Origin of the sequence: Cognatundibacterium crateris, assembly GCF_010078235.1 — a bacterium.
Classification (GTDB): domain Bacteria; phylum Pseudomonadota; class Gammaproteobacteria; order Burkholderiales; family Burkholderiaceae_D; genus Undibacterium; species Undibacterium crateris.
Genome location: NZ_JAABOS010000008.1, coordinates 131,442 through 153,222, shown reverse-complemented (window position 1 = coordinate 153,222; position 21,781 = coordinate 131,442). Strand labels below are relative to the sequence as shown.

Here is a 21,781-nt window from a genome sequence, read left to right as displayed (position 1 = left end):
CGCTGCTGCCGGGTTTATGTTGCAGATCAAGCTTGGGTTAGCGGCATTTCTGTATGCTGAATCGGGTATGGAATTGTATTTACTGCAAGCTGTGCTAAGGTATTGAACAATCAGCACAGCTGGCTTACTCCTGCTCTATCAGTATCTTTATTCTTTCAATGACTGAACTCCATCAAAAGCAGATTACCTCACATGCGTGAAAAGAGAAAATTACGTCACAGTCTGGTTATCAGTATCGCTGACCTGCGCACTGGCATGTTTGTGGCGGAACTGGACCGTCCCTGGGAAAAAACGGATTTTCTGATTCAGGGTTTCTTGCTGACCGAGCTGATGGATTTACAAACGCTGCAGGGCATGGTGAATCAACTCACCATTGACCCCAGTCGCAGCGATCCGGGTGCATTATTGCATTTGCCCTGGGACAGCTTTCATGAAGAGAATCCGGATATCGCGGCTGATTTGCATCCAGGTGACAGCACCGTGCGCGTCACTTACACTGCGCCGCCTGCCGCTGAACAGTCGGTGCTGGCAAAAGTCCAGCATGGCGTCAGACAGTTGTTTGAAAAGCCGACCGCATCCGCCTATCTGCAGGCGCGTCGCATGGCGCAACAACCCAGAGCCAGTCAGCCTGAGCCTTATTATCTGCGCTTTACTCATCAGGTCGTCGCGCAGAGCAGTGTTTCGCAGGCTGAACTCAGTTCCAAACTGGTACCGCCATCGACCCCGGTATTCAGCCATTTTATTGAAACCCTGTATCCACGCGATGTGATTTATGCCCCGCTGAACTGGATGGAGCGTGCACAAGAATGGGTGATCGAATGGAATAAGGCCAAACCTGTTGCCGATACCCGCAAGCGCCATCATTTCCCAAAACGCAGGCAGCATCCTGAGCATATTCCTCAGACCCTGAATCTGGTGATTTATCAGGACAAAGCGCCGATGCAGGAAGAGCTGGGCCATGCCAGCGTCGCCGTCGAGCGCACTCAGGAATTCCTGAGCCGTATGTCGGATGATATTAAAAACGGTAAAGAGCTGGAGGTGGAGCAGGTCAAGCCCGCTGTCATGCTGCTCACCGAAAGTATCATCGCCAATCCCTCTGCCTTGATGTGGCTGATCCGTATGCAGTCTGAGGATACCGAGACCTATAACCACGGCATCAAAGTCGCCGTGTATCTGATGGTGCTGGGACGCCATCTGGGGTTTGCGCGTCCGCAGTTGAATGAATTGGGATTGATAGGCTTGCTGCTGGATGTGGGCAAGCTGAGTCTGCCCGAAGAGTTATTAAAAAAGCCGGGTAAGCTGGAAGACGATGAGAGCGAAATGATGCGTACTCATGTCGATTTCAGCCTGCGTAAATTACAAAGCAATGGCCCGCTGTCGCACAATGTGTATCTGGGGATCAGCCAGCATCATGAGCGCCTTGATGGCAGCGGTTATCCGGCTGGACTCAAGGGGAAGGAGATCAGTATCTTTGGTCGCATGGCGGCGATTGCGGACAGTTTTGCTGCCATGACTTCGCAGCGCTCCTATGATTCAACGCGCTCGGCATTTGATGCGATGAAAGAGTTATTCCGCGAAGCCGATACCCAATTACATGCGCCGCTGGTTGAAGATTTTGTACAGGCGATCGGTATTTTTCCGATAGGCAGTCTGATTGAATTATCGAGTGGTGAGGCCGCCATCGTGTTGGAGCATAATAAATTACGTCGCCTGGAACCCAAAATCCTGATACTGACTGACCGCGACAAAAATCAGCTGGAACAACCCTATCCCTTCAGCCTGATGCATCAGGATAAATCCGAAGGAAAGACTCAAGTCCGCATCCTGCGTGGCTTACCGGACGGTGCTTATGGCATAGACAGCAGGCGTTTTTATCAGGCGAAATCATCATGACACTGACTACCTCCAGCGCGCAGCGCCTGAATTCCTGTGCCGAATTTTCTATACAACTGCAGCAACAAATCAATACCTGTGAAGCTGGCACTACCCTGGCAGTGCTGATCCTGCAATTACAGCGTAGTGACCGCATTACAGCGCTGATTTCAGCCAGTTATGCGCAGGAGATGCAGACGCGCTTGTGGGACCGTATACAACCGGGGCTGCGGCCGCAGGATAGCGCCGTGTTTGTGGGTGACAATGAATGCTGGTTGATGTTGCCTGGTCTGGCAGCACAGGAACTGGCATTGCTGGCAGTGCACCGCATACTTGGGGTGCTGGAGGCACCTTTGATGCTGGACAGTCACAGCGTGCACTTTAATCCCAGCATAGGTGTGGCCCTGGCTCCGATGGAAGGAATGAATGCGGCTACTATGCTGCGTATGGCCGACCAGGCTCAAAAGGGTGCCTTACTTGAGCATCAGCGTTATGCGCTTGCTGAAAGGGATGTAAAAAGCAGTCTGATGCCCGACAACCTGCCTAAACTGATTGCCGATGTGATCGAGGCCAATGAGCTGCGGGTGGTGTATCAGCCCAAGGTGGATATCCGTAGTAATCGCATGGTATCGGTCGAGGCGCTGGTGCGCTGGCCATCTGATCATCCTCAGTTTGTGCCGGTCAACGTGCTGATCGATACCGTTGAGCGTTGCGGCTTAGTCGAAGCGCTGACGCTGCAGGTACTCAGCACCGTGTTACGCGAAACCTCAGGCTGGAAAATGGCCGGTCTGGATGTCACAGTCTGGGTCAATTTGTCAGCGCGCCTGCTTAGTCAGCCGGATTTGCCGCGCACACTGGCGCACAAAATGGAGGTCTGGTTTGCCGAACCCGGCAGCATAGGACTGGAAATCACCGAGAGTGCGCTGATACGCGATCTGGATAAAACCGTCGAAGTCCTGAGTGAGCTTAAGCGGCTCGGTTTTCCGCTCGCGATTGATGATTTTGGTACCGGTTATTCTTCATTTGCTTATCTGCGCCGCTTCCCGATAGATGAACTCAAAATCGACCGCGTGTTTGTCGACAATATGACGGAATCGCTGCAGGACAAACAAATCGTGCAGAGTATTATCGACCTCGCGCACAACTTTGGTTTGCCGGTAGTCGCAGAAGGGGTGGAGCGCCTGGAAACCCTGCAGGCACTGGCCGCGATGGAGTGCGAGCAGATTCAGGGCTATTACTTCGCCAAGCCTATGCCCGCACAGGAATTGCTGATCTGGTGCACCGACTTTCACCGCAATGCATCGGTATAGCCAGACTGAGTGCCGATTTCCTGAATCTCTGAATCTCTGACTTCGCTTAGTTTTTATCGCAACCCAGCGCCTTGATCTGCTGGCTCAGGTCTGGCGCGCCCTTACCCAGCCCTTCAGGTGGCGTGCGCTTGCTGATTTCTTTTAGCTGACTGCACAACTGCTTTTGTGCCGCTTGCTGAGCCGCAGGGCTGGCCGGTGCAGCCGGAGCCGCTGGTGCTGCTGGAGCCGCAGGGGAGGCGGGCGCAGCAGGTGCGGCCGGTAGCGGCATATGCCGCAGCTTTTCCTGCATACAGTCTTTTTCTATCGCGCTGCGCACATCGCTGGAATTACCACGCTGCGCATAAATATCGCTGATCAGCTTACGCCGGTCCTCGGTTTTTGCTTCCGCCAGCAAGGCATCCTGGGTGGCGCCGCCTTCGCGCATCCAGATAATTTTCTTGGCCTCTTCACCGCGCCGTGTACATTCTCCATCCAGTATTGCGCGCGGAATTCCGCTGTTCCCATTGCCAGGCAAGGTGCCGATGATCTGGGATTTCTGACCCGGATCACAGGGCTTATCCTGATAGCTGTTTCCGCAGCGGTAAAGATTCTGCGCCATCAGCAGCGGCGTGGCAGCGCTCAGCAGCATAGCTAAGAAAAAACGGGATGAAACTGACATGCACGACTCCTTGCTCGGGTGAGCGCCAACGATGCCGAATAAAGAAAGGGGCATGGCGATCATGCCCCCGTACAGGGAGGGCGCTTAGCCCTTAGATTTAGCTTCTATGTTTTCCCACTTTTCCAGCGCTTCCAGCAATTGCTCATCAATTTCTGCAAAGCGCGCATTCAACTGATTGGCCTGATCCGGCCCGTTTTTATACAAGTCGGCATCGCTGAGTTTTGCGGTAATGGCAGCTTGTTCCTGCTCCAGTTGCGCGATCAGTTTAGGTAATTCTTCCAGCTCACGCTGTTCTTTGTAGCTGAGTTTTTTGCCTTTGGCTGCCGGGGCTGCACTGGCTGCCGTGGTCGCAGCATTGGCTTTGTTATCTGCTTTGGCTTCTTGTTTCGCTGGCTTGCTGCTGACGGTATCGCGATAACGTTCCCAGTCGGTATAGCCACCGATAAATTCACGCCACTGACCTTCGCCTTCAGACACGATCACCTGGGTCACCACATTGTCGAGGAAGGTGCGGTCATGGCTGACCAGGAAAACAGTGCCGTTATAGTCTTCCAATAATTCTTCCAGCAATTCCAGGGTATCGATATCCAGATCATTGGTCGGTTCATCCAGTACCAGCACGTTGGCTGGTTTCGCGAACAGGCGCGCCAGCAATAAGCGGTTACGCTCACCACCGGACAGCGATTTCACTGGCGAACGTGCGCGTTCCGGTGCGAACAGGAAGTCACCCAGATACGACATCACATGCTTGCGCTGACCATTCACCTCAACCCAGTCACTGCCCGGCGAAATGGTATCGGCCAGGCTGGTATCTTCATTCAGCTGGGCACGCATCTGGTCAAAATAAGCGACCTGCAGTTTGCTACCCTGTTTGATCATGCCGCTGTCAGGCTGATCTTCACCGAGTATCAGCTTCAGCAAGGTAGTTTTACCGGCACCGTTCTGGCCGATCAGGCCGACTTTGTCACCGCGCAGGATGATGCTGGAGAAGTCTTTGACGATTACTTTGTCGCCAAAGGATTTGCATACATTTTCCAGTTCCGCCACGATTTTGCCTGAGCGTTCACCGGTCGTGATATCGAGTTTGACCTGACCTTGCTGGTCGCGTCTGGCGCTGCGCTGCAGACGCAGATCTTCCAGCCGGCGTACCCGTCCTTCATCGCGGCAGCGGCGCGCTTTCACGCCTTTGCGTATCCATACTTCTTCCTGGGCCAGCAGCTTATCGAACTTGGCATTTTCAGTTTCCTCGATTTCCAGCTGTTCTTCCTTACGCGTCTGGTAAGTGCTGAAATTGCCCGGGAAAGAAGTCAGCTTGCCGCGATCCAGTTCCACAATACGGGTCGCCACGTTATCCAGGAAAGAGCGGTCATGCGTGATAAATAACACGCTGCCATTGAAGTCTTTGAGCAGACCTTCCAGCCATTTGATCGACGAAAAATCCAGATGGTTAGTCGGTTCATCGAGCAGCAGCACGTCCGGCGCGCCGACCAGGGCGCAGGCCAGCGCCACCCGTTTTTTCATCCCGCCCGACAAAGTGCCCATGATGGAATCACGGCGCAGATTCAGTTTGTCCAGGGTCGTTTCGACTTTGTTGGACAGGCTCCAGGCGTCAGCCGCATCCAGTATCACCTGTATGTCATGCATGCGCTCCATCAGCGCATCGTCATTGTCACCGCCAAACTGACCGGTCAGGCTTTCATATTCCTGCAACAGCGCAGGCAGCTCACCGAGGCCGGAAGCGACCGCGTCAAACACGCTGATCTCGGCAGAGAATTGCGGCTCCTGTTCTACATAGGCGATTTTCAGACCTTGCTGCATCACGAGCAAACCGTCATCTATCCTGGACGTACGGGCGATAATTTTGAGCAGGGAAGACTTGCCCGTGCCATTGCGGCCGATCAGACCGACACGTTCGCCGGTTTCCAGGGAAAACTCTGCATGATCGAGCAAAGCTACGTGACCGAATGCCAGTTGGGCATCGCTTAATGAAATAACAGCCATAAATTCCTGAGGGAAGTGCGCAGCCCGGGGTGCCGCACAGCATTGAAAAAAACCGTATTGTACGCGAGACCGCAGCAGCTTCCACCATCCGCGCCGCATCCTGCATGCAAGCGTGAATTGATTGTTGTTGTCCAGTCAGGTAAGATGGCGGGCTTGCTGAAGCGCCGTCATGGCGTTTCACACCGTGTCTCGCCGTAGTTCAATGGATAGAACGTATGCCTCCTAAGCGTAAGATACAGGTTCGATTCCTGTCGGCGGGACCAGTTCCCACATCTTAAAACCTGGCAATTTCCCTCAAACCCATATTTAACATAGGTTTCAGGCGTGTCCTGTAGGTTTCTTAAAGTCTGCAATACCCTCATGTAAGCGCGTTTTTGCTTCGATCCGAACTTGAATTACGCACGATTTACGCACCAATTACGCATGCGAAGGTAAATATGGTGAGTACTAGAACGTCGTTCAGCGGATGGTGTGTAGATATACAGTTAAAGTATCGCGTGAATCGAATGCTTTAGTTTATTCACACACGTAAACCTGAACATCGTACGCTTCTACAATCGATCCTAGGCCGATAAATTACTCAGAGCCTTTGGCAATTTCGATCGATAATTCTTCAGGTTTTTGCTTGTAAATGAAGATTTCGTCAATTGGGAAATTTGACAAGTTTAGAGCCTGATGGTAGCAGGCAATGGGTTGACAGGAGTTGCATCGAAGAATGCCATAGTCAATGGCGTTTTTTGTAACTTTAAATGTTTGCTCTACGACATGTTGATCTGATATAACGAATACGTTTTTAAAAGTATCATAAAATTATCTGGAAAAATTGGTCTCTTTAAAAAATTATTTTCAATAAAAAATAAATAATTTTTATTAGGGTAACCATGTAAAGGAAAAATATATGTTGTCTTATGAAACTGGACTTGCTATCGCTTTTTTGCTTTATCTAACTTCTATCGTAAATAGAGTGATTGTCCTCAATTCTCTTTTTGAAAAAAATCTAAACAAAATTGGAATGAGACAGAGTAGGTTGTCTCTTTCTCTAAAAGAGTTAAATTCAGATTTTAAGAAACAAACGGTATACGCGAAGACTTTCTTTTGGTCCGTTTTTCTAATTTTTGGACTGCTGTCTACACTTCTAAGTTGGTTGTACGTATTGTGCTACGTTGGGGCTTTTGTTTATGAGCGAATGAAGGATAGTGGAGCCCCTAGCGAGGTTAAGGAGTATCGTTGGAAGTTAAGGAACGTCAATATGAGTTTCGATCAAATTGTTTCGGAAATCGTAAAAGTCAACGGAGAAGGATCTGCAAGTTTTGACGATGTCAAATCCGATTTACTGCGTGGTATGAGTGAGCGCGGTTTAAATTCTTAGCAAGAGTATGCTCGCGAAAAGGCGAGAAATTTTTTCGCTTAAACTTACTTCTTGTGCCGTTGTTACGCAAATTTTAGGTGTTTTTTTTGTGATTCAATGAATAGATAGTGCATTTAACTTCTCTCGGTGGAATTAATTTCCACATCTCACATCGTCAAATTTTACTTGCCTATAAGTGTCTGGCTGAATCAAGTGAATCAGCTTTCGCTTGGTGTTACTAGCCTTTCGTTTTATTTTGAATCAATTTCGTCGGATAAGCTAGATCGGTTGATGCTTGGGGCGGCGGGCATCGCCGGGGTGAATACTTAAAGCTTTACTCCTTATGCAATTCCTCTTTAATCGTTACATTAATCGTTACATTAATCGTTACATTAATCGTTACATTAATCGTTACATTAATCGTTACATAAAATAGCCTGTTTATATGGTTTTATGTTGATTGAATGCGGTGTGCACTTTTTAGAATCGTTACATCACGATGTCATCCCGCGTCATCGATATGTCGCGCTGTAAACGATAGCTGGGGAATTTTCTGTGGCGGCAAAAATTCGACTCTAACAGTTTGTTAGCCGTACTTTTTGCGAAATCGAATGCTTTGACCGCACAGGCGTTTTTGCCCGATCTGCGATGCACGCATCAGCGCGGCTTTCCGTCAAATTTGCGCCCAAAATGCAGTACTCATAGCTGCAGCCAGAAGCAGTGTGGGCTGAGCAGTTTCGCACTGCGCCCACACCACCACGACCAATCAGGAATTAAGCAAACACATCCGGATAAGCCGGATCGGCTTCTGGCCAGGCGGTCAGCACTTCGCAGCCGGTTTCTGTGACGACCACCATATGTTCCCATTGCGCCGACCAGGAGCCATCGCGGGTTTCCACGGTCCAGCCATCGGCCAGCTGGCGGGTTGCCGCTTTACCGGCATTGATCATCGGCTCTATGGTGAAGATCATGCCAGGCTGCAGCACGATACCTTCACCACGGCGGCCATAGTGGCGCACTTCCGGTTCATCATGGTAAATCTTGCCTATGCCATGGCCACAGTAATCCCGGACCACGCTGTAACCGGCTTTTTCTGCGACTTGTTGTATCGCATAGCCGACGTCGCCCAGCGTATTGCCGGGACGGACCTGACGGATACCGGCACACAGCGAGTCATAGGTAGTGCGCACCAGATGTTGCGCTTCTGCGCTGACCGCACCGACCAGATACATACGGCTGGTATCGCCGTACCAGCCATCTTTGATCACCGCGACGTCAATGTTGAGGATGTCGCCCTCATTCAGTACCAGGCCGGATGGGATGCCGTGGCAAATCACCTGATTCACAGAGGCGCAAATAGTCTTAGGAAAACCGTGGTAGCCAATATTGGCGGGTATCGCTTTTTGTACATTGACGATGTAGTCGTGGCAGATCTGGTCCAGCTGTTCAGTGCTGACGCCAGCTTTGACATGCGGTGTGATCATATGCAGCACATCGGCCGCCAGTTGTGCCGCGATACGCGATTTTTCTATGTTGGCCGCGCTGTGGTATGGGATTTTACTTCTGTGCTTCATCATTCTTCTCAGTGGTGTCAGTGTGTCGCAGCCGCCTGACAGTGGTGCTGCAACACACTGGTGTTGGTGTATTTAAAGCCCGGTGTTCGTGCTCAGTTCAGATGGCGATCCAGCTGTGTTCCACCAGCAGGTTGTCACCGGCATAAATCCGGCCGCAGTAGCTGGCACCCTGGCGTACCGGGCCCACACCTTCCGGCGTGCCAGTCATGAGGATGTCGCCATCATTGAGGCGCATAAAACTTTGTATCGATGCCAGTAACTGCGCCGGTTTGAACAGCATCAGCGGTGTGCCGCCTTGTTGCGCCAACTGACCGTCTATCCATAATTCCAGTCTTAACTCTTCGGGATTGCCATCAAAGCGCACAAAGCGGCTGAACGCGGCCGAGCCATCAAAGGCCTTGGCGCGTTCCCACGGCAAGCCCTGTTTTTTCAGGCTGGTTTGCACTGCACGGCGGGTCAGATCGAGGCCGAAACCGACGGCGTCCAGCTGGCCATCCTTAAGCAAAAAGCTGATTTCACCTTCGTAATGGATGTCTTCGCCATCGGCGCGCAATTGTTCCGATAGCGCAGAATTCGGCTTCAGGAAAATCACAGGTTCAGCTGGTACCTCATTACCGAGTTCGGCGATATGGGCGACATAATTTCTGCCAGCGCAGACGATTTTAGATGGCACGATGGTCTGGTCTTCGCGTGTCACGGTATGCATGCTTACTCCTGAATAGACGGCGGCAAAGGCGACAGTTTAACTGATGCCGGGAATTTTCTCAGAAAGCCAGGCAGACTAAGTGCGCAGCAAACGCAGACAAAATCTGTTTGTGGGCAGCATCGCTTTGATGCATGATGTCATTTGAACAGCTGCCTGATCAGCAACTGGCGACGCGACGCACTTGTGGTTTTAGGGCGCAAAGCGACAAATGACTGAATGAAGCAAAGATTCATCTAACTGAGGAGCATGCGATGTGGCGTAATCTGGCAGCGGGTTTGGGATGGATGGCGATGAGCAGCATCGCCTTGGCGGCGGATGCCGATAAGATTTATATCAATGCGCAAATCGTCACCATGAATGACGCGCAGCCTGCTGCGCAAGCGCTGGCGATCAAGGATGGCGTGCTGATTGCGGTAGGGGATCAGCAAAGCGTGCTGGCGCACAAGTCGGCGACGACGAAGGTGATCGACTTGAAAGGCAAGACGCTGTTGCCCGGCTTTGTCGATGCGCATGGCCATGTCTCTTTGACCGGTTTGCAAGCGGTATCGGCCAATTTACTGCCTGCACCAGATGGCAAAGGGAATAGCATCGCAGCCTTGCAGCAGATACTGAAAGCGTATGCAGCGACCCCGCTGGCGCGCAGCAAGGGCATCATCATTGGCTTTGGCTATGATGATGCGCAGTTAAAAGAGCGGCGTGCGCCAACCCGGCAGGAACTCGATGCGGTCTCGCGCGATAAGCCGGTGCTGGTGATTCATCAGTCTGGTCATCTGGGCGTACTCAATACCAAGGCTTTGCAAATGGTCGGTCTGAACGCTGATTCCAAGGACCCGGAAGGCGGTCAGATACAGCGTGAAGCCGATGGTAAAACGCCCAATGGCGTCTTGGAAGAAACTGCCTGGTTTGCGTCTGGCATGAAGCTGATCCAGCCATCGCCCACGGACTACGCGGCGATGCTGCTCGCGGGCCAGCAATTGTATGCGCGCTTTGGCTTCACCACCGGTCAGGATGGGCGCTCTGACGAAAACACCAACAAGACCTGGGCCGCGCTGGCGCAGGGGAATAAGATGCTGATCGACGTGGTGTCTTATCCTGATCTGGCCATGTCCTTCACCGAAGAATTTATGCGCTCGGCCTGGAACCAGCGCGCCTATCGCGGCCATTTCCGGGTCGGTGGTGTGAAGCTGAGTCTGGATGGTTCACCGCAAGGTAAGACAGCGTTTCTGAGTCATCCTTACCATGTGCCACCCAAAGGCAAACCGGCTGATTATCGTGGTTATCCGACTTTCCGCGATGATGAAGCCGAACGTCTGATCGATAAGGCCTATGCCAACAACTGGCAATTGCTGGTACATGCCAATGGCGATGCGGCGGCCGATCAGATGCTGAGTGGCGTGGGCAAGGCGGTGGCGAAATATGGCTTGCTGGACCGGCGCAATGTGATGATCCATGCGCAAACCGTGCGCGAAGAACAGCTCGATGCGATGCAAAGGCTGGGTATCGTGCCTTCGTTTTTTGGCATGCATGCGTATTACTGGGGCGACTGGCACCGCGATGAAACGCTGGGCCCGCAACGTGCAGACCGGATTTCACCTGCCATGTCGGCACTGCGCCGTGGCATGAAATTCACCCAGCATCATGATGCACCGGTGGCCTTTCCGGATGCGATTGCGATTCTGGATGCGGTGGTCAACCGTCGTACCCGCAGCCGCGACATCCTGGGCCCGGATCAGCGTTTGCCGATCGCAGTAGCACTCAAGAGCATCACGCTGTGGGCTGCCTGGCAGCATTTTGAAGACGGCAGCAAGGGCTCGATAGAACCTGGCAAACTGGCCGATCTGGTGGTTTTATCCGCCAATCCAATGACGATAGACCCTGAGCAGTTACGCAGCATCCAGGTCTTGGAAACCATCAAGGAAGGCAATACGGTTTATCAGGCTAAAGCGCCTGCGTCAGTGAAATCTGCTAAAGCCGCTAAAGCCGCGGCCAAATAAGTTGGCGCCAATATAAAAAAATCTGCCCCGGTCGCACCTGGGGCAGATTTTTTTTACTTCTATGCCAGATCAAAATAAGCAAGACCCAATACCGCTGCGCCTGTTGGCGGCAAAATGGCTGGACAGCCTTATTTGATGCGGACTTTGTGTTTTACAGATGGTCCCTGATTTAGCGTTGTGAGAACGCCAGCTTGGCTGCCAGACCGGCAAACACCAGCGCCGCGCTGCGATTGAGCCAGCGTTGAGCGCTGGCCGAGCTGCGCAAACGCTGACCGGCACTGGCGGCAAACCAGGCGATGCTGCCAAACGCGAGCAGGGTGGCCAGGATGAAGATGCCGCCGAGCTGAAAAAACTGCGGTGCAATCGCCCCCCGTTCGGCCGACACAAATTGCGGCAGAAAAGCCAGGAAAAACAGCACGACTTTAGGATTGGTCAGATTCATGACTATGCCGCGCAGATACAGCTGGCGGCCAGACAAGGCCGGTGGACGCTGCTGGTCGGCTGTGCTGACCGGTGCGCGGTAAGCGCCATAGGCCAGATACAGCAAATAGGCGGCACCGATCAGCTTCATGACGGTAAAGGCCATGGCGGATGCGGCAAATACGGCAGCCAGCCCCATCGCGATGGCGGTGGTGTGTACCACCAGGCCAGTACACAGACCCAGCACCACCAGCATGCCGGCGCGCCGTCCTTGCATCACCGACTGCATGAGGACGAACACATTATCCGGGCCGGGACTGAGCCCGAGTAAAATCGAGATGCCTAAAAAACTGATGGCGGTTTCCAAACTCAGCATGGGCTGCCTTTCTGTGATCTGACCGGAGTAACACCGCCCCGGTTGCGGTCCTGGTCAGACACAGACGTGTTCGCCTCATTGTTGCCAGTGCTGCGATTATAAAGCGGTACGCAGCGCAAACAGTTCGGGGAACAGCACAACATCCAGCATTTTGCGCAGATAGCTGACGCCAGCGGTGCCACCGGTACCGGTTTTGAAGCCGATAATGCGTTCGACTGTCGTCACATGGCGGAAGCGCCAGATGCGGAATGCGGTCTCCATGTCCACCAGTTTCTCAGCCAGTTCATACAGGCTCCAGTGTTGTTCCGGTGCCTGATAGACCTGTAGCCAGGCCGCTTTCACCGATTCATTCATTGTCACTGGCTGGGTCCAGTCGCGCTCCAGACGGTCAGCATCTATCGTCAGACCCTGACGTGCCATCAGGCGGATCGCTTCATCGTAAATCGATGGCGTGCGCAGTGCATCATCGAGTGTCGCATGCACTTCCGGTTTGCTTTCGTGGACCGCCATCAGGGTGGCGTTCTTATTGCCGAGCAGGTATTCGAGTTCGCGGTACTGATGCGACTGGAAACCGGATGAGGCACCGAGGTAAGGGCGGATCGCGGTGTATTCACTCGGTGTCATGGTCGCCAAGACATCCCAGGCATGTACCAGCTGGTCCATGATACGCGCGACCCGCGACAGCATTTTAAAAGCCGGTGGCAAATCATTGTCGCGGATCTGACGGCGCACCGCGTGTAATTCATGCAGCATCAGTTTGATCCAGAGTTCGCTGGTCTGATGCTGAATGATGAACAGCATTTCATTGTGATTGGGCGACAGCGGATGCTGTGCACTCAGTACCTGATCCAGACCCAGGTAATCGCCATAACTCATGGATGAAGAGAAATCGAGTTGGGCACCATGCCAGGCCATAGGGCATTTGCCAGCGGATTCGTTGTGTGAGCTCATCTTATTTTTCCTTAATTTGGGGCGGCATCGTGGCGCTGCAACTGAGGTGCGGCCGCGCACGATGCGGATTTGAACGAATAGTTGCAGTGAACTCAGGTCACTGCATTTTTTTGTAAATTGCTGTCGTAATCGCGCTGATCGAGGATGTCGCGCAAGATTTCTACGGCATCCCAGACATCGGCAAAGCTGACATATAAAGGCGTGAAACCAAAACGCATAATGCCGGGTTCGCGGTAATCACCGACTACGCCGCGTGCAATCAGTGCCTGTATCACGGCATAGGCATGCGGATGTTCAAAGCTGGCCTGGCTGCCACGCTGTGCATGCGCGCGTGGTGTGACCAGTTTCAATGGATGGGATGCGCAGCGGCTTTCTGTCAGGGCGATAAACAGATCGGTCAATGCCAGTGATTTAGTGCGCAAAGCCTGCATCGAGGTTTTGCCGAACACATCCAGACCGCAGCCGACCAGAGCCAGCGAAATCATAGGCTGGGTGCCACACAGCGCGCGCCGTATGCCGGGTGTCGGGCTGAAATGCGGGTCCATCGCAAATGGGCTCGCATGTCCCCACCAGCCTGAAAGCGGATGATGAAACTGCGCATGATGCTTGTGCGGCACCCAGATAAAGGCGGGCGCACCGGGACCGCCATTCAGATATTTATAGGTGCAGCCTACAGCAAAGTCAGCGTTCGCCTCTTGCAGTTGCACCGGTACCGCACCCGCCGAGTGTGCCAGATCCCACAGTGCCAGTGCACCGTGCTGATGGACGAGTGCTGTTACTGCCTTCATATCGTGCAGATAGCCAGTGCGGTAGTTCACATGCGTGAGCATCACCAGTGCCGTTTTTTCATTGATCACGCTGGCTAATTCTTCCGGATGATCGATCAGTACAATCTGATAACCGCGATCCAGCCAGCGCGTGATGCCTTCTGCCATGTAGATATCGGTAGGGAAGTTGCTGCGCTCGGTAATGATGGTCTTGCGTTCTGTGTGTGCAGACTGCATGTGCAAGGCCGCTGCAATCGCTTTAAACAGATTGGCAGAGGTCGTGTCGGTCACCACGACTTCGCCTTTGTCCGCACCGATCAGTGGTGCCAGCTGATCACCAAGGGTCGAGGGTAAATCGAACCAGCCTGCTTTATTCCAGCTGGTGATCAGGTCCTGGCCCCATTCCTGTTCGATGACCTGGCGTGCACGTTCCAGCGAGGCTTTGGGACGCGCGCCGAGTGAATTTCCATCCAGGTAAATCATGCCTTCCGGTAGTAAAAAATCCTCGCGCAATGCGGCCAGTGCATCGCTGGCGTCCATGCGCTCGCAATCGGCGCGGGTCAGTACGGTGTTCGCTACGGTGCTCATGCTGTCTCCTGTTTCTATCAATTGTTCAGTGGTGGATAGTGAAAATATGGATGAATGATGTCTGGCCTTCAGCGCCGCAAAATCGCACGTACCGGGCTGGCATCCAGGCCGTGCAGCTTGAGTGGCAGGCAAATCAGCTCATAGTCGCCGGCCGCTACCTGATCGAGCACGATGCCTTCCAGGATCGCCATCTGATGCGCCTTGATGCAATGATGCGCGTCCAGTGTCTTGGAGTCCTGTGGATCGAGCGAAGGGCTGTCTATGCCTATGAGCTTCACGCCATGTTGCGCGAGCAGCGTGATGGTGGCGGCTGCCACGCTGGGGAAGTTGCTGTCCCAGCTGCTTTGCGGTGCCTGGGTATAGCAGCGGAATAGCACGCGCGCCGGAATCTCGCTCAGATAGGGCTGCACATGTTCCGGCAGTACCTGAGCCGCGTCCTGGCAATCAATTACGCGACATGCACCGATATAGGTATGCAACGCTACTTCATCAATCGCGGCACCGTCGATATCGTAATGTGAGGGCGCATCGCAGTGCGCGCCGGTATGGGTGGACAGCGTGATTTTGCTGACTTTGACCGGGCAGCCATCGGCGATTTGCCAGGTGGTTTCGGCCTGATAGGCGGTATCGCCCGGCCATACCGGAATACCGGTTTTGATGGCGGGACTGATGTCCCAGATCTGGCTGCTATGCGTTGCGGTGGACATAAAAACTCCTGCAATTGAGTAGCAGTGATTTTATGCCGGATTACGTGACAATTTCTTGCAAATTGCATGGAGTAATTTGGATGTAGTCGAATATACTGCCAGATATAGACAATATTTGAAATTTTCCGCTAAATTTGTTTGCTGTGATGCAGCAAACACAGTTTGACCTGAACCCGGACGAAAGCGAATACATGCAACTGGATGCGACCGACCTGAAAATTTTGCAGCAATTACAAACCGACGGACGTATCAGTAATCAGGAATTGGCAGATAAGGTATTTTTATCCCCATCTTCGTGCCTGCGCAGAGTGAGAGCGCTGGAAGATGCAGGCATTATTCACCACTATTGTGCGGTGATTGATGCGACCAAAGTCGGGATAGAAGTTGAGGCTTTTGTGCAGGTGACGATGCGGCGAGACGTAGAAGACTGGCACGAAAATTTCTCTAGGGCACTGCAGCAATGGCCGGAAGTGGTGGCGACTTACATCATCACCGGCGATGCAAATTACCTGCTGAAAGTACGCGCCAGGAATTTGAAACACTACTCTGGCTTTGTGCTGGAGCGCTTGTATAAAACGGCGGGTGTGCTCGATATACGTTCGAATATCGTATTGCAGACTTTAAAAGATACTCATCAGATTGCAGCGGAACTGATGCAAGATCAAGGCTGAAAATAGCATGTTGAGATTTGGTGGTATCAAATTTGCTTAGTTGATTTGGTCAGCAAATGCTGACCGCAAACGGAATGACGCTCGTGCTGTTCCTGTTCAATAGCTGTAATTAGTGATTGTGATTGAATTATGCCGCTGACTCATGTTAAATCCCGCGCCGCTGCGCTCCCTGATGCCTGGCAAAGTACCGTGCTGGGTAAAGCTGCGGGTGCCAGTCTGAAAGTTTTGCGTATGGATGCCACTGGCTATCCTGCACAAATGCATGATTTTGATCAGGGCTTGTTTGTGCTGGATGGACAATTGAATCTGGAATTGGATGGGAAGGTGATTTCGGTCAGGGCGGGGGAATTATTCATTGTCCCCGCCAGTAAAACCCATGCCGTCGCCAGAGGCAGCTTTGGCACTTTAATGATGATAGATAACGCTGCCTGATTGTAGTTATATCCGGCAGCGAGTTATGCAGCAAGAACTCACTTCGCTTTAATCAACGCGCTCAATAAGGCCGCCGCCGGGCCTTGATTGGCCCAGGTCTGGGTCAGATCCAGATCGCCATTGGTGCTGACCAGTATCAGTACATTGCCGCTCGCAGTATCGACCAGATTCAAGATTCTTATTCCCGCTATCCAGCCCTGACGTTCAACGATCACCGTTGGTTTAGCCGCATCTGCGCCACCAAACGGATAGACCCACACGCCCAGTGCACCACCAGTCGCATTCGGCTTCAGCATCTCGTTGCGGGCTGCGGCAGACATCAGCTTGCCCTGTATGAAAGCGCGGTTCATCGCCAGCAAATCCTGCAGCGTGCCATAGCTGGAACCCGCTGCGCCATAACTGGCGAAATTAACTTCCGGTTCAGGCTGGCCATTCAGTATGCCGTGTACATGGCTGCGCTTGTCTGGCATGGCTGCGTTATACAGCCCGGATTGCTTCATGCCTGCGGGTTGGAAGATTCTTTTTTTGAGCAGTTGCGCAAACCTCTGCTTATTCATGCGCTCCAGCAGCGCACCCAACACCATGTAGTCACAGTTGTTGTAATCAAAGCTGCTGCCCGGGCTGGCCTTGAGCGGCTGAGCGCACACGCCAGTCGCAAATTCCTGCATATTGTCACCGCGTGCGGCCGACGCCATATGGAAGTCAGGTATCGCATTTTCATTGTAAAGGCCGGAGTAATGCGTGAGCAGCTGGCGCAGCGTGATTGCACGCGCATCCGCATTTGGATAATCCGGCCAATAGCTGCCTAAACTGGCATCCAGTTTGAATTTGCCGGCATCCACTTCCTGCATCACCAGTATCGCCGTCATCTGCTTGGTGATAGAAGCGAAGCGGAAAGTCTGATTCAGCTCGCCAAACTGCCCCAGGCTTTTTTGTAGCAAGACCTGATCGCCACGCGCGGCCAAAACCGCACCTTGAAAACCGGACTGGGCCAGCGCACTCGCTGCTTTTTCCAGACCGCTGTTGTCGATAGCGCTGGCTGGCAGACAGAAGCTGGCGCTCAGCAACAGGGCAGTCAGGAGCCCCGGCAACTGCAGGGCACGGCGGTAGCGTGAAAACACAGACATAATTGGACTCCGGAAGAACACTGCGGAAAAGAGCATTGCGGCTCGGCTGCCAGAGTGTACCAAATCAGGGGAAAAACGGAAGATTGTGCAGTGCAGAGGCTATAATGCTGGCCTATGAATTTACTAAAGACCCTCGTTTCTATCAGCGGCATGACCATGCTTTCCCGCATCACGGGGCTGGCGCGCGACGTATTGATCACTACAAAATTTGGCGCAGACGGCATGACCGATGCGTTTAATACCGCCTTTCGCATTCCCAATCTGCTGCGCCGTTTGTTCGCAGAAGGCGCATTTGCGCAGGCCTTCGTGCCGATATTAGCGGAATATAAAACCCAGCAGGGTGAGCAAAAAACCAAAGACCTGATCGATCACGTAGCGACCTTGCTGGTCTGGGCCTTAGTGCTGACCTGCGCGCTGGGCGTGGCAGGTGCACCGGCCATCATGTATGCGGCAGCCAGCGGTTTTGTCGACCGGCCGGATGATTTTGCGGCCAGTGTGGTGATGACCCGCATTATGTTCCCTTACATAGGTTTTATGTCCATGGTGGCGCTGGCTGGCGGCATCCTGAATACCTGGCGTGAATTCAAGATCCCGGCCTTTACACCGGTGCTGTATAACCTGACGTCGATTGCGGCTTCGCTGTGGCTGGCACAGCATTTGGAAACGCCGATTTACGCGCTCGCGATTGCAGTCTTTGTCGGTGGTTTGCTGCAGCTATCGATACAGATACCGGCCTTGATGCGGGTAGGGATGTTGCCACGTATAGGCTGGCGGCCCGGCACCGCCTGGCAGGATGCCGGCGTGCGTCGCATCCTCAAAAATATGGCGCCTGCCGTGCTGGCCGTGTCTGCATCACAAATCAGCATTCTGATCAATACCAATCTGGCGACACGTATGGTCCCGGGCAGCGTGAGCTGGCTGGCCAGCGCCGACCGTTTGATGGAATTCCCGACCGCGATACTCGGCGTGGCACTGGGTACCATATTGCTGCCTGGTCTGTCTAAGGCGAATGCCGATGGCGATAAAGAAGAATATTCTGCCTTGCTGGACTGGGGCTTGCGACTCACATTTTTGCTGGCGATGCCAGCCGCAGTGGCGCTGGCAATTATCCCGGAAGCGCTGACTGCGACCTTATTCCATCAAGGTAAATTCAGTGATCATGCAGTGCATATGACGGCTAATGCCTTGCTTTCGTATGGCATCGGTCTGATTGGTCTGATTCTGGTGAAAATTCTGGCGCCCGGCTTTTATGCGCAACAGAATATTCGCACGCCGGTCAAAATCGCGCTGTCGGTGATGGTCGCCACCCAGTTGATGAACCTGATTTTTGTGCCATGGTTCGCGCATGCCGGGCTGGCGCTGTCGGTCGGTTTGGGCGCCTGTGTGAATGCTGGTTTGCTGTACACCGGTTTGCGCCGTCGCGGCATTTATCAGCCGCGCGCTGGCTGGCTGCCTTTCTTCATTAAACTCGCTGCAGCCTTGCTGATCATGGCCGCCACCTGTTCCTGGATTTCAGATCAGTTCCCGTGGCTGGAGATGAAATCCACGCCGTATCTGCGCGCGATGATTATGTGTGGACTGGTACTGATTTCGGCCGGTGTGTATTTTGCGGCACTCGGCATCATGGGTTTTCGCTTTAAAGATTTCCGCAAAACGTCTAAAGCCTGATCCGGCACAAATACCTGGATCGCATACATCTGCTTACAAATGCTTGCGATCCTGCTGTCATCCGCTTTCATCCGGGCGGCGTTAACGCTGAACTCATGCTGGACTCACGCTGCACTCAAGCATCACTCTTGTAGCATGTGAGCTGCATCACAGCGCAACCCGGACAAGGACAGAAATCATGAAAGCGTCTGCATTCTTCATCGCCTTATCGCTGGCCGCAGCCAGTCTTTCAGGCACTTCCCCCGCCCAGGCCAGCGATATCGGCGTCTCGGTATCTGTCGGTGATCCTGGCTTTTACGGCCGGCTGGACATAGGCAATACCATGCGTCCACAACTGGTGTATGAACGTCCGCTGCTGGTGAACCGGCCGCCTGTGTATATCGAACAGCCACTGTATCTGCGCGTACCACCCGGCCATATCCATCACTGGTCTCACCACTGTTATCGCTACGATGCCTGCGGCCGCCAGGTCTATTTTGTGCAGGATAACTGGTACCAGACTGTGTATGCGCCGTCCTATCGGCGTTATGCTCCGGCACCCGTCTATGGCTGGGATCGTTATGACGACCGCCGCTATCGCGATGATCATCGACGCTGGGAGCATGAACGCAGGGAAGAGCGGCGTGAATGGCGCCGGGAAGAGCACGGCCGTGAGCACGGACATGGACACCGGCGCGACGACTAAGGCGGACGCCTAAGCTATCTGAGATTCAAGCTGAAGCGGATGCGCATTATCCAGCTTCAGCGTCAATGAAGCAGCCTGGTCGCTATCTGCCTCAGATGAAATGACACACGTAGTCCAGCGTTTCCAGCGTTTCTATCTCAAAGCTGGAATTGGCCGCTACCTGAAATTGCTGACCGGCCTGATATTCCTGCCAGTCCTGACTGCCTTGCAGACGTATGCGGCATTTGCCGGCATTCAGTTCCATGATTTCCGCTGCTGCGGTGTTAAACACTAATGTGGATGGAAAAATCACACCCAGGGTTTTTTTACTGCCGTCCGCGAACAGCACGGTGTGGGAAACGCATTTGCCATCAAAATAGAGGTTGGCTTTTTTAACGATACTGACCTGATCAAACTGTGTGCTCATGACTAGTCCTGAAAAAAGTGTTCAGCGCAATGTGAAAGCGCCGGTAATTGAGAGACGAAATGACAGACAAAAAAATGCCCGCATCAAGCAAAGATGCGGGCATTTTCATATTACATACTGTAGTGCTTACTGACCGCGTTTTGCACGCGCGTTGGCGGCAATCCGCATACGCAGTGCATTGAGCTTGATAAAGCCGCCAGCATCAGCCTGATTGTAGGCGCCGCCGTCTTCATCAAACGTCGCGATATTCATGTCAAACAGCGAATCGGTTTTCGAATCGCGTGCCACGGTAATCACATTGCCTTTATACAGTTTGATGCGTACCCAGCCATTGACGGTCTGTTGGGTATGGTCGATCAGCGTCTGCAGTGCGATGCGTTCCGGTGCCCACCAGTAGCCGTTATAAATCAGGCTGGCGTAACGTGGCATCAGGTCATCTTTCAGATGCGCGACTTCACGGTCCAGCGTGATCGATTCTATCGCACGGTGCGCGCGCAGCATGATGGTGCCGCCTGGCGTTTCATAGCAACCGCGGGATTTCATACCGACATAACGGTTTTCAACCAGATCCAGGCGACCGATGCCGTGTTTGCCGCCCAGGCGGTTCAGTTCGGCCAGCACAGTGGCAGGGGACATGCGCACGCCGTTCAGGGCTACGATGTCGCCGCGTTCAAATTCGATGTCCAGGTATTCCGGTGCGTCCGGAGCCTGTTCCGGGCTGACGGTCCAGCGCCACATGCTTTCTTCGGCTTCTGCACTTGGGTTTTCCAGATGACGGCCTTCGAAGCTGATGTGCAGCAGGTTGGCATCCATGGAATACGGTGCGCCGCCGTTTTTGTGTTTCATGTCGATATCGATGCCAGCATCTTCTGCATATTTGAGCAGTTTTTCACGCGACAGCAAATCCCATTCACGCCAAGGCGCGATGATTTTCACGCCTGGCATCAGCGCATAAGCGCCGAGCTCAAAACGTACCTGGTCATTGCCCTTGCCAGTCGCACCGTGCGAGATTGCATCGGCACCGGTTTCTTTTGCGATTTCGATCAGGCGTTTTGCGATCAGCGGACGCGCGATGGAGGTACCCAGCAGGTATTCACCTTCATAAATGGTATTAGCGCGGAACATAGGGAAAACAAAGTCGCGCACGAATTCTTCGCGTACATCGTCGATGTAGATGTTTTCCGGTTTGATACCGAATTTCAAGGCCTTGGCACGGGCCGGTTCCAGCTCTTCGCCCTGACCCAGATCCGCAGTGAAGGTCACGATTTCACATTGGTAATTGTCTTGCAGCCATTTCAGAATAACGGAGGTATCCAGACCGCCGGAATAGGCGAGGACGACTTTCTTAATATCGCTCATGTTGTACTTTCTGTTAATAGTGTTATGCCAAGCGAAAAACCTCTCAACACGGAGACACAGAGACTCAGAGGAAGCACAGAGAAAAGCTTAGGAGGAAATTGGAAATGCATTTGCCATTCTCCTGTTTTTCTCCGAGTCTCCGTGCCTCTGTGTTGAGAGGT

The 21,781-nt window shown here is 53.1% G+C and carries 19 protein-coding genes and 1 tRNA gene; 9 read left to right on the top strand and 11 right to left on the bottom strand.

Annotated elements, in window-relative coordinates; all coding sequences use genetic code 11:
- The first annotated feature begins 192 nt into the window (after positions 1–192).
- Together EYB48_RS15180 and EYB48_RS15175 are read left to right on the top strand one after the other, a co-directional pair.
- Positions 193–1,893, top strand: a complete 1,701-nt coding sequence (locus EYB48_RS15180) for an HD-GYP domain-containing protein (RefSeq protein ID WP_162021218.1) — start codon at positions 193–195, stop codon at positions 1,891–1,893.
- Positions 1,890–3,182: a putative bifunctional diguanylate cyclase/phosphodiesterase gene (locus EYB48_RS15175; protein ID WP_162021217.1), complete on the top strand. Its 1,293-nt coding sequence runs from the start codon at positions 1,890–1,892 to the stop codon at positions 3,180–3,182. Before EYB48_RS15180 ends, EYB48_RS15175 begins: the two co-directional genes overlap by 4 nt.
- Positions 3,183–3,228: 46 nt before the next feature.
- Here EYB48_RS15175 and EYB48_RS15170 read toward each other — a convergent pair whose 3' ends face one another.
- A complete protein-coding gene (locus tag EYB48_RS15170) occupies positions 3,229–3,840 on the bottom strand; it encodes a DUF4124 domain-containing protein (protein ID WP_162021095.1) in 612 nt (203 codons plus the stop codon).
- An 84-nt stretch (positions 3,841–3,924) separates the two neighbouring features.
- Positions 3,925–5,841, bottom strand: a complete 1,917-nt coding sequence (locus EYB48_RS15165; RefSeq protein ID WP_162021216.1) for an ATP-binding cassette domain-containing protein — start codon at positions 5,839–5,841, stop codon at positions 3,925–3,927.
- 188 nt (positions 5,842–6,029) lie between these two features.
- On the opposite strand from EYB48_RS15165, the gene EYB48_RS15160 reads away from it, so the two are divergent.
- Positions 6,030–6,104, top strand: a tRNA-Arg gene (locus tag EYB48_RS15160).
- A 635-nt stretch (positions 6,105–6,739) separates the two neighbouring features.
- The gene (locus EYB48_RS15155) at positions 6,740–7,210 is read left to right on the top strand and encodes a hypothetical protein (RefSeq protein WP_162021215.1); all 471 of its coding nucleotides are present in this window, start codon (positions 6,740–6,742) and stop codon (positions 7,208–7,210) included.
- A gap of 752 nt (positions 7,211–7,962) precedes the next feature.
- On the opposite strand, the gene map is transcribed toward EYB48_RS15155, so the two are convergent.
- Complete coding sequence (gene map, locus EYB48_RS15150; RefSeq protein WP_408058312.1) at positions 7,963–8,766, bottom strand: type I methionyl aminopeptidase; 804 nt, start codon at positions 8,764–8,766, stop codon at positions 7,963–7,965.
- A gap of 94 nt (positions 8,767–8,860) precedes the next feature.
- Positions 8,861–9,469: a fumarylacetoacetate hydrolase family protein gene (locus EYB48_RS15145; RefSeq protein WP_162021214.1), complete on the bottom strand. Its 609-nt coding sequence runs from the start codon at positions 9,467–9,469 to the stop codon at positions 8,861–8,863.
- A gap of 251 nt (positions 9,470–9,720) precedes the next feature.
- On the opposite strand from EYB48_RS15145, the gene EYB48_RS15140 reads away from it, so the two are divergent.
- Complete coding sequence (locus tag EYB48_RS15140; protein WP_162021213.1) at positions 9,721–11,463, top strand: amidohydrolase; 1,743 nt, start codon at positions 9,721–9,723, stop codon at positions 11,461–11,463.
- A gap of 169 nt (positions 11,464–11,632) precedes the next feature.
- On the opposite strand, the gene EYB48_RS15135 is transcribed toward EYB48_RS15140, so the two are convergent.
- The 4 genes from EYB48_RS15135 to kynB all read right to left on the bottom strand — a co-directional run bounded on the left by EYB48_RS15135 (position 11,633) and on the right by kynB (position 15,272).
- Positions 11,633–12,259 (bottom strand): LysE family translocator, encoded by a 627-nt coding sequence (locus EYB48_RS15135; protein ID WP_162021212.1) that lies wholly within the window; start codon positions 12,257–12,259, stop codon positions 11,633–11,635.
- A gap of 96 nt (positions 12,260–12,355) precedes the next feature.
- Positions 12,356–13,210: a tryptophan 2,3-dioxygenase gene (gene kynA, locus EYB48_RS15130; RefSeq protein WP_162021211.1), complete on the bottom strand. Its 855-nt coding sequence runs from the start codon at positions 13,208–13,210 to the stop codon at positions 12,356–12,358.
- 92 nt (positions 13,211–13,302) lie between these two features.
- Positions 13,303–14,565 (bottom strand): kynureninase, encoded by a 1,263-nt coding sequence (kynU, locus tag EYB48_RS15125; RefSeq protein WP_162021210.1) that lies wholly within the window; start codon positions 14,563–14,565, stop codon positions 13,303–13,305.
- A 68-nt stretch (positions 14,566–14,633) separates the two neighbouring features.
- Entirely contained in the window at positions 14,634–15,272 is a 639-nt protein-coding gene (gene kynB / locus EYB48_RS15120; RefSeq protein WP_162021209.1) for an arylformamidase, read from the bottom strand.
- Positions 15,273–15,463: 191 nt separating this feature from the next.
- Here kynB and EYB48_RS15115 point away from each other — a divergent pair, with 191 nt between their 5' ends.
- Positions 15,464–15,943, top strand: a complete 480-nt coding sequence (locus EYB48_RS15115; RefSeq protein WP_162021283.1) for an Lrp/AsnC family transcriptional regulator — start codon at positions 15,464–15,466, stop codon at positions 15,941–15,943.
- 129 nt (positions 15,944–16,072) lie between these two features.
- On the top strand, positions 16,073–16,375 hold the full coding sequence (locus EYB48_RS15110) for a cupin domain-containing protein (RefSeq protein WP_162021208.1): 303 nt from the start codon (positions 16,073–16,075) through the stop codon (positions 16,373–16,375).
- A gap of 38 nt (positions 16,376–16,413) precedes the next feature.
- Here EYB48_RS15110 and EYB48_RS15105 read toward each other — a convergent pair whose 3' ends face one another.
- Positions 16,414–17,502: a serine hydrolase domain-containing protein gene (locus EYB48_RS15105; protein ID WP_162021207.1), complete on the bottom strand. Its 1,089-nt coding sequence runs from the start codon at positions 17,500–17,502 to the stop codon at positions 16,414–16,416.
- A gap of 114 nt (positions 17,503–17,616) precedes the next feature.
- On the opposite strand from EYB48_RS15105, the gene murJ reads away from it, so the two are divergent.
- Positions 17,617–19,170 (top strand): murein biosynthesis integral membrane protein MurJ, encoded by a 1,554-nt coding sequence (gene murJ / locus EYB48_RS15100; RefSeq protein WP_162021206.1) that lies wholly within the window; start codon positions 17,617–17,619, stop codon positions 19,168–19,170.
- A gap of 178 nt (positions 19,171–19,348) precedes the next feature.
- The gene (locus EYB48_RS15095) at positions 19,349–19,855 is read left to right on the top strand and encodes a hypothetical protein (RefSeq protein ID WP_162021205.1); all 507 of its coding nucleotides are present in this window, start codon (positions 19,349–19,351) and stop codon (positions 19,853–19,855) included.
- A gap of 91 nt (positions 19,856–19,946) precedes the next feature.
- On the opposite strand, the gene ppnP is transcribed toward EYB48_RS15095, so the two are convergent.
- Positions 19,947–20,261 (bottom strand): pyrimidine/purine nucleoside phosphorylase, encoded by a 315-nt coding sequence (gene ppnP, locus EYB48_RS15090; protein WP_162021204.1) that lies wholly within the window; start codon positions 20,259–20,261, stop codon positions 19,947–19,949.
- A 126-nt stretch (positions 20,262–20,387) separates the two neighbouring features.
- Positions 20,388–21,620 (bottom strand): argininosuccinate synthase, encoded by a 1,233-nt coding sequence (locus EYB48_RS15085; RefSeq protein WP_162021203.1) that lies wholly within the window; start codon positions 21,618–21,620, stop codon positions 20,388–20,390.
- Positions 21,621–21,781: the final 161 nt, after the last annotated feature.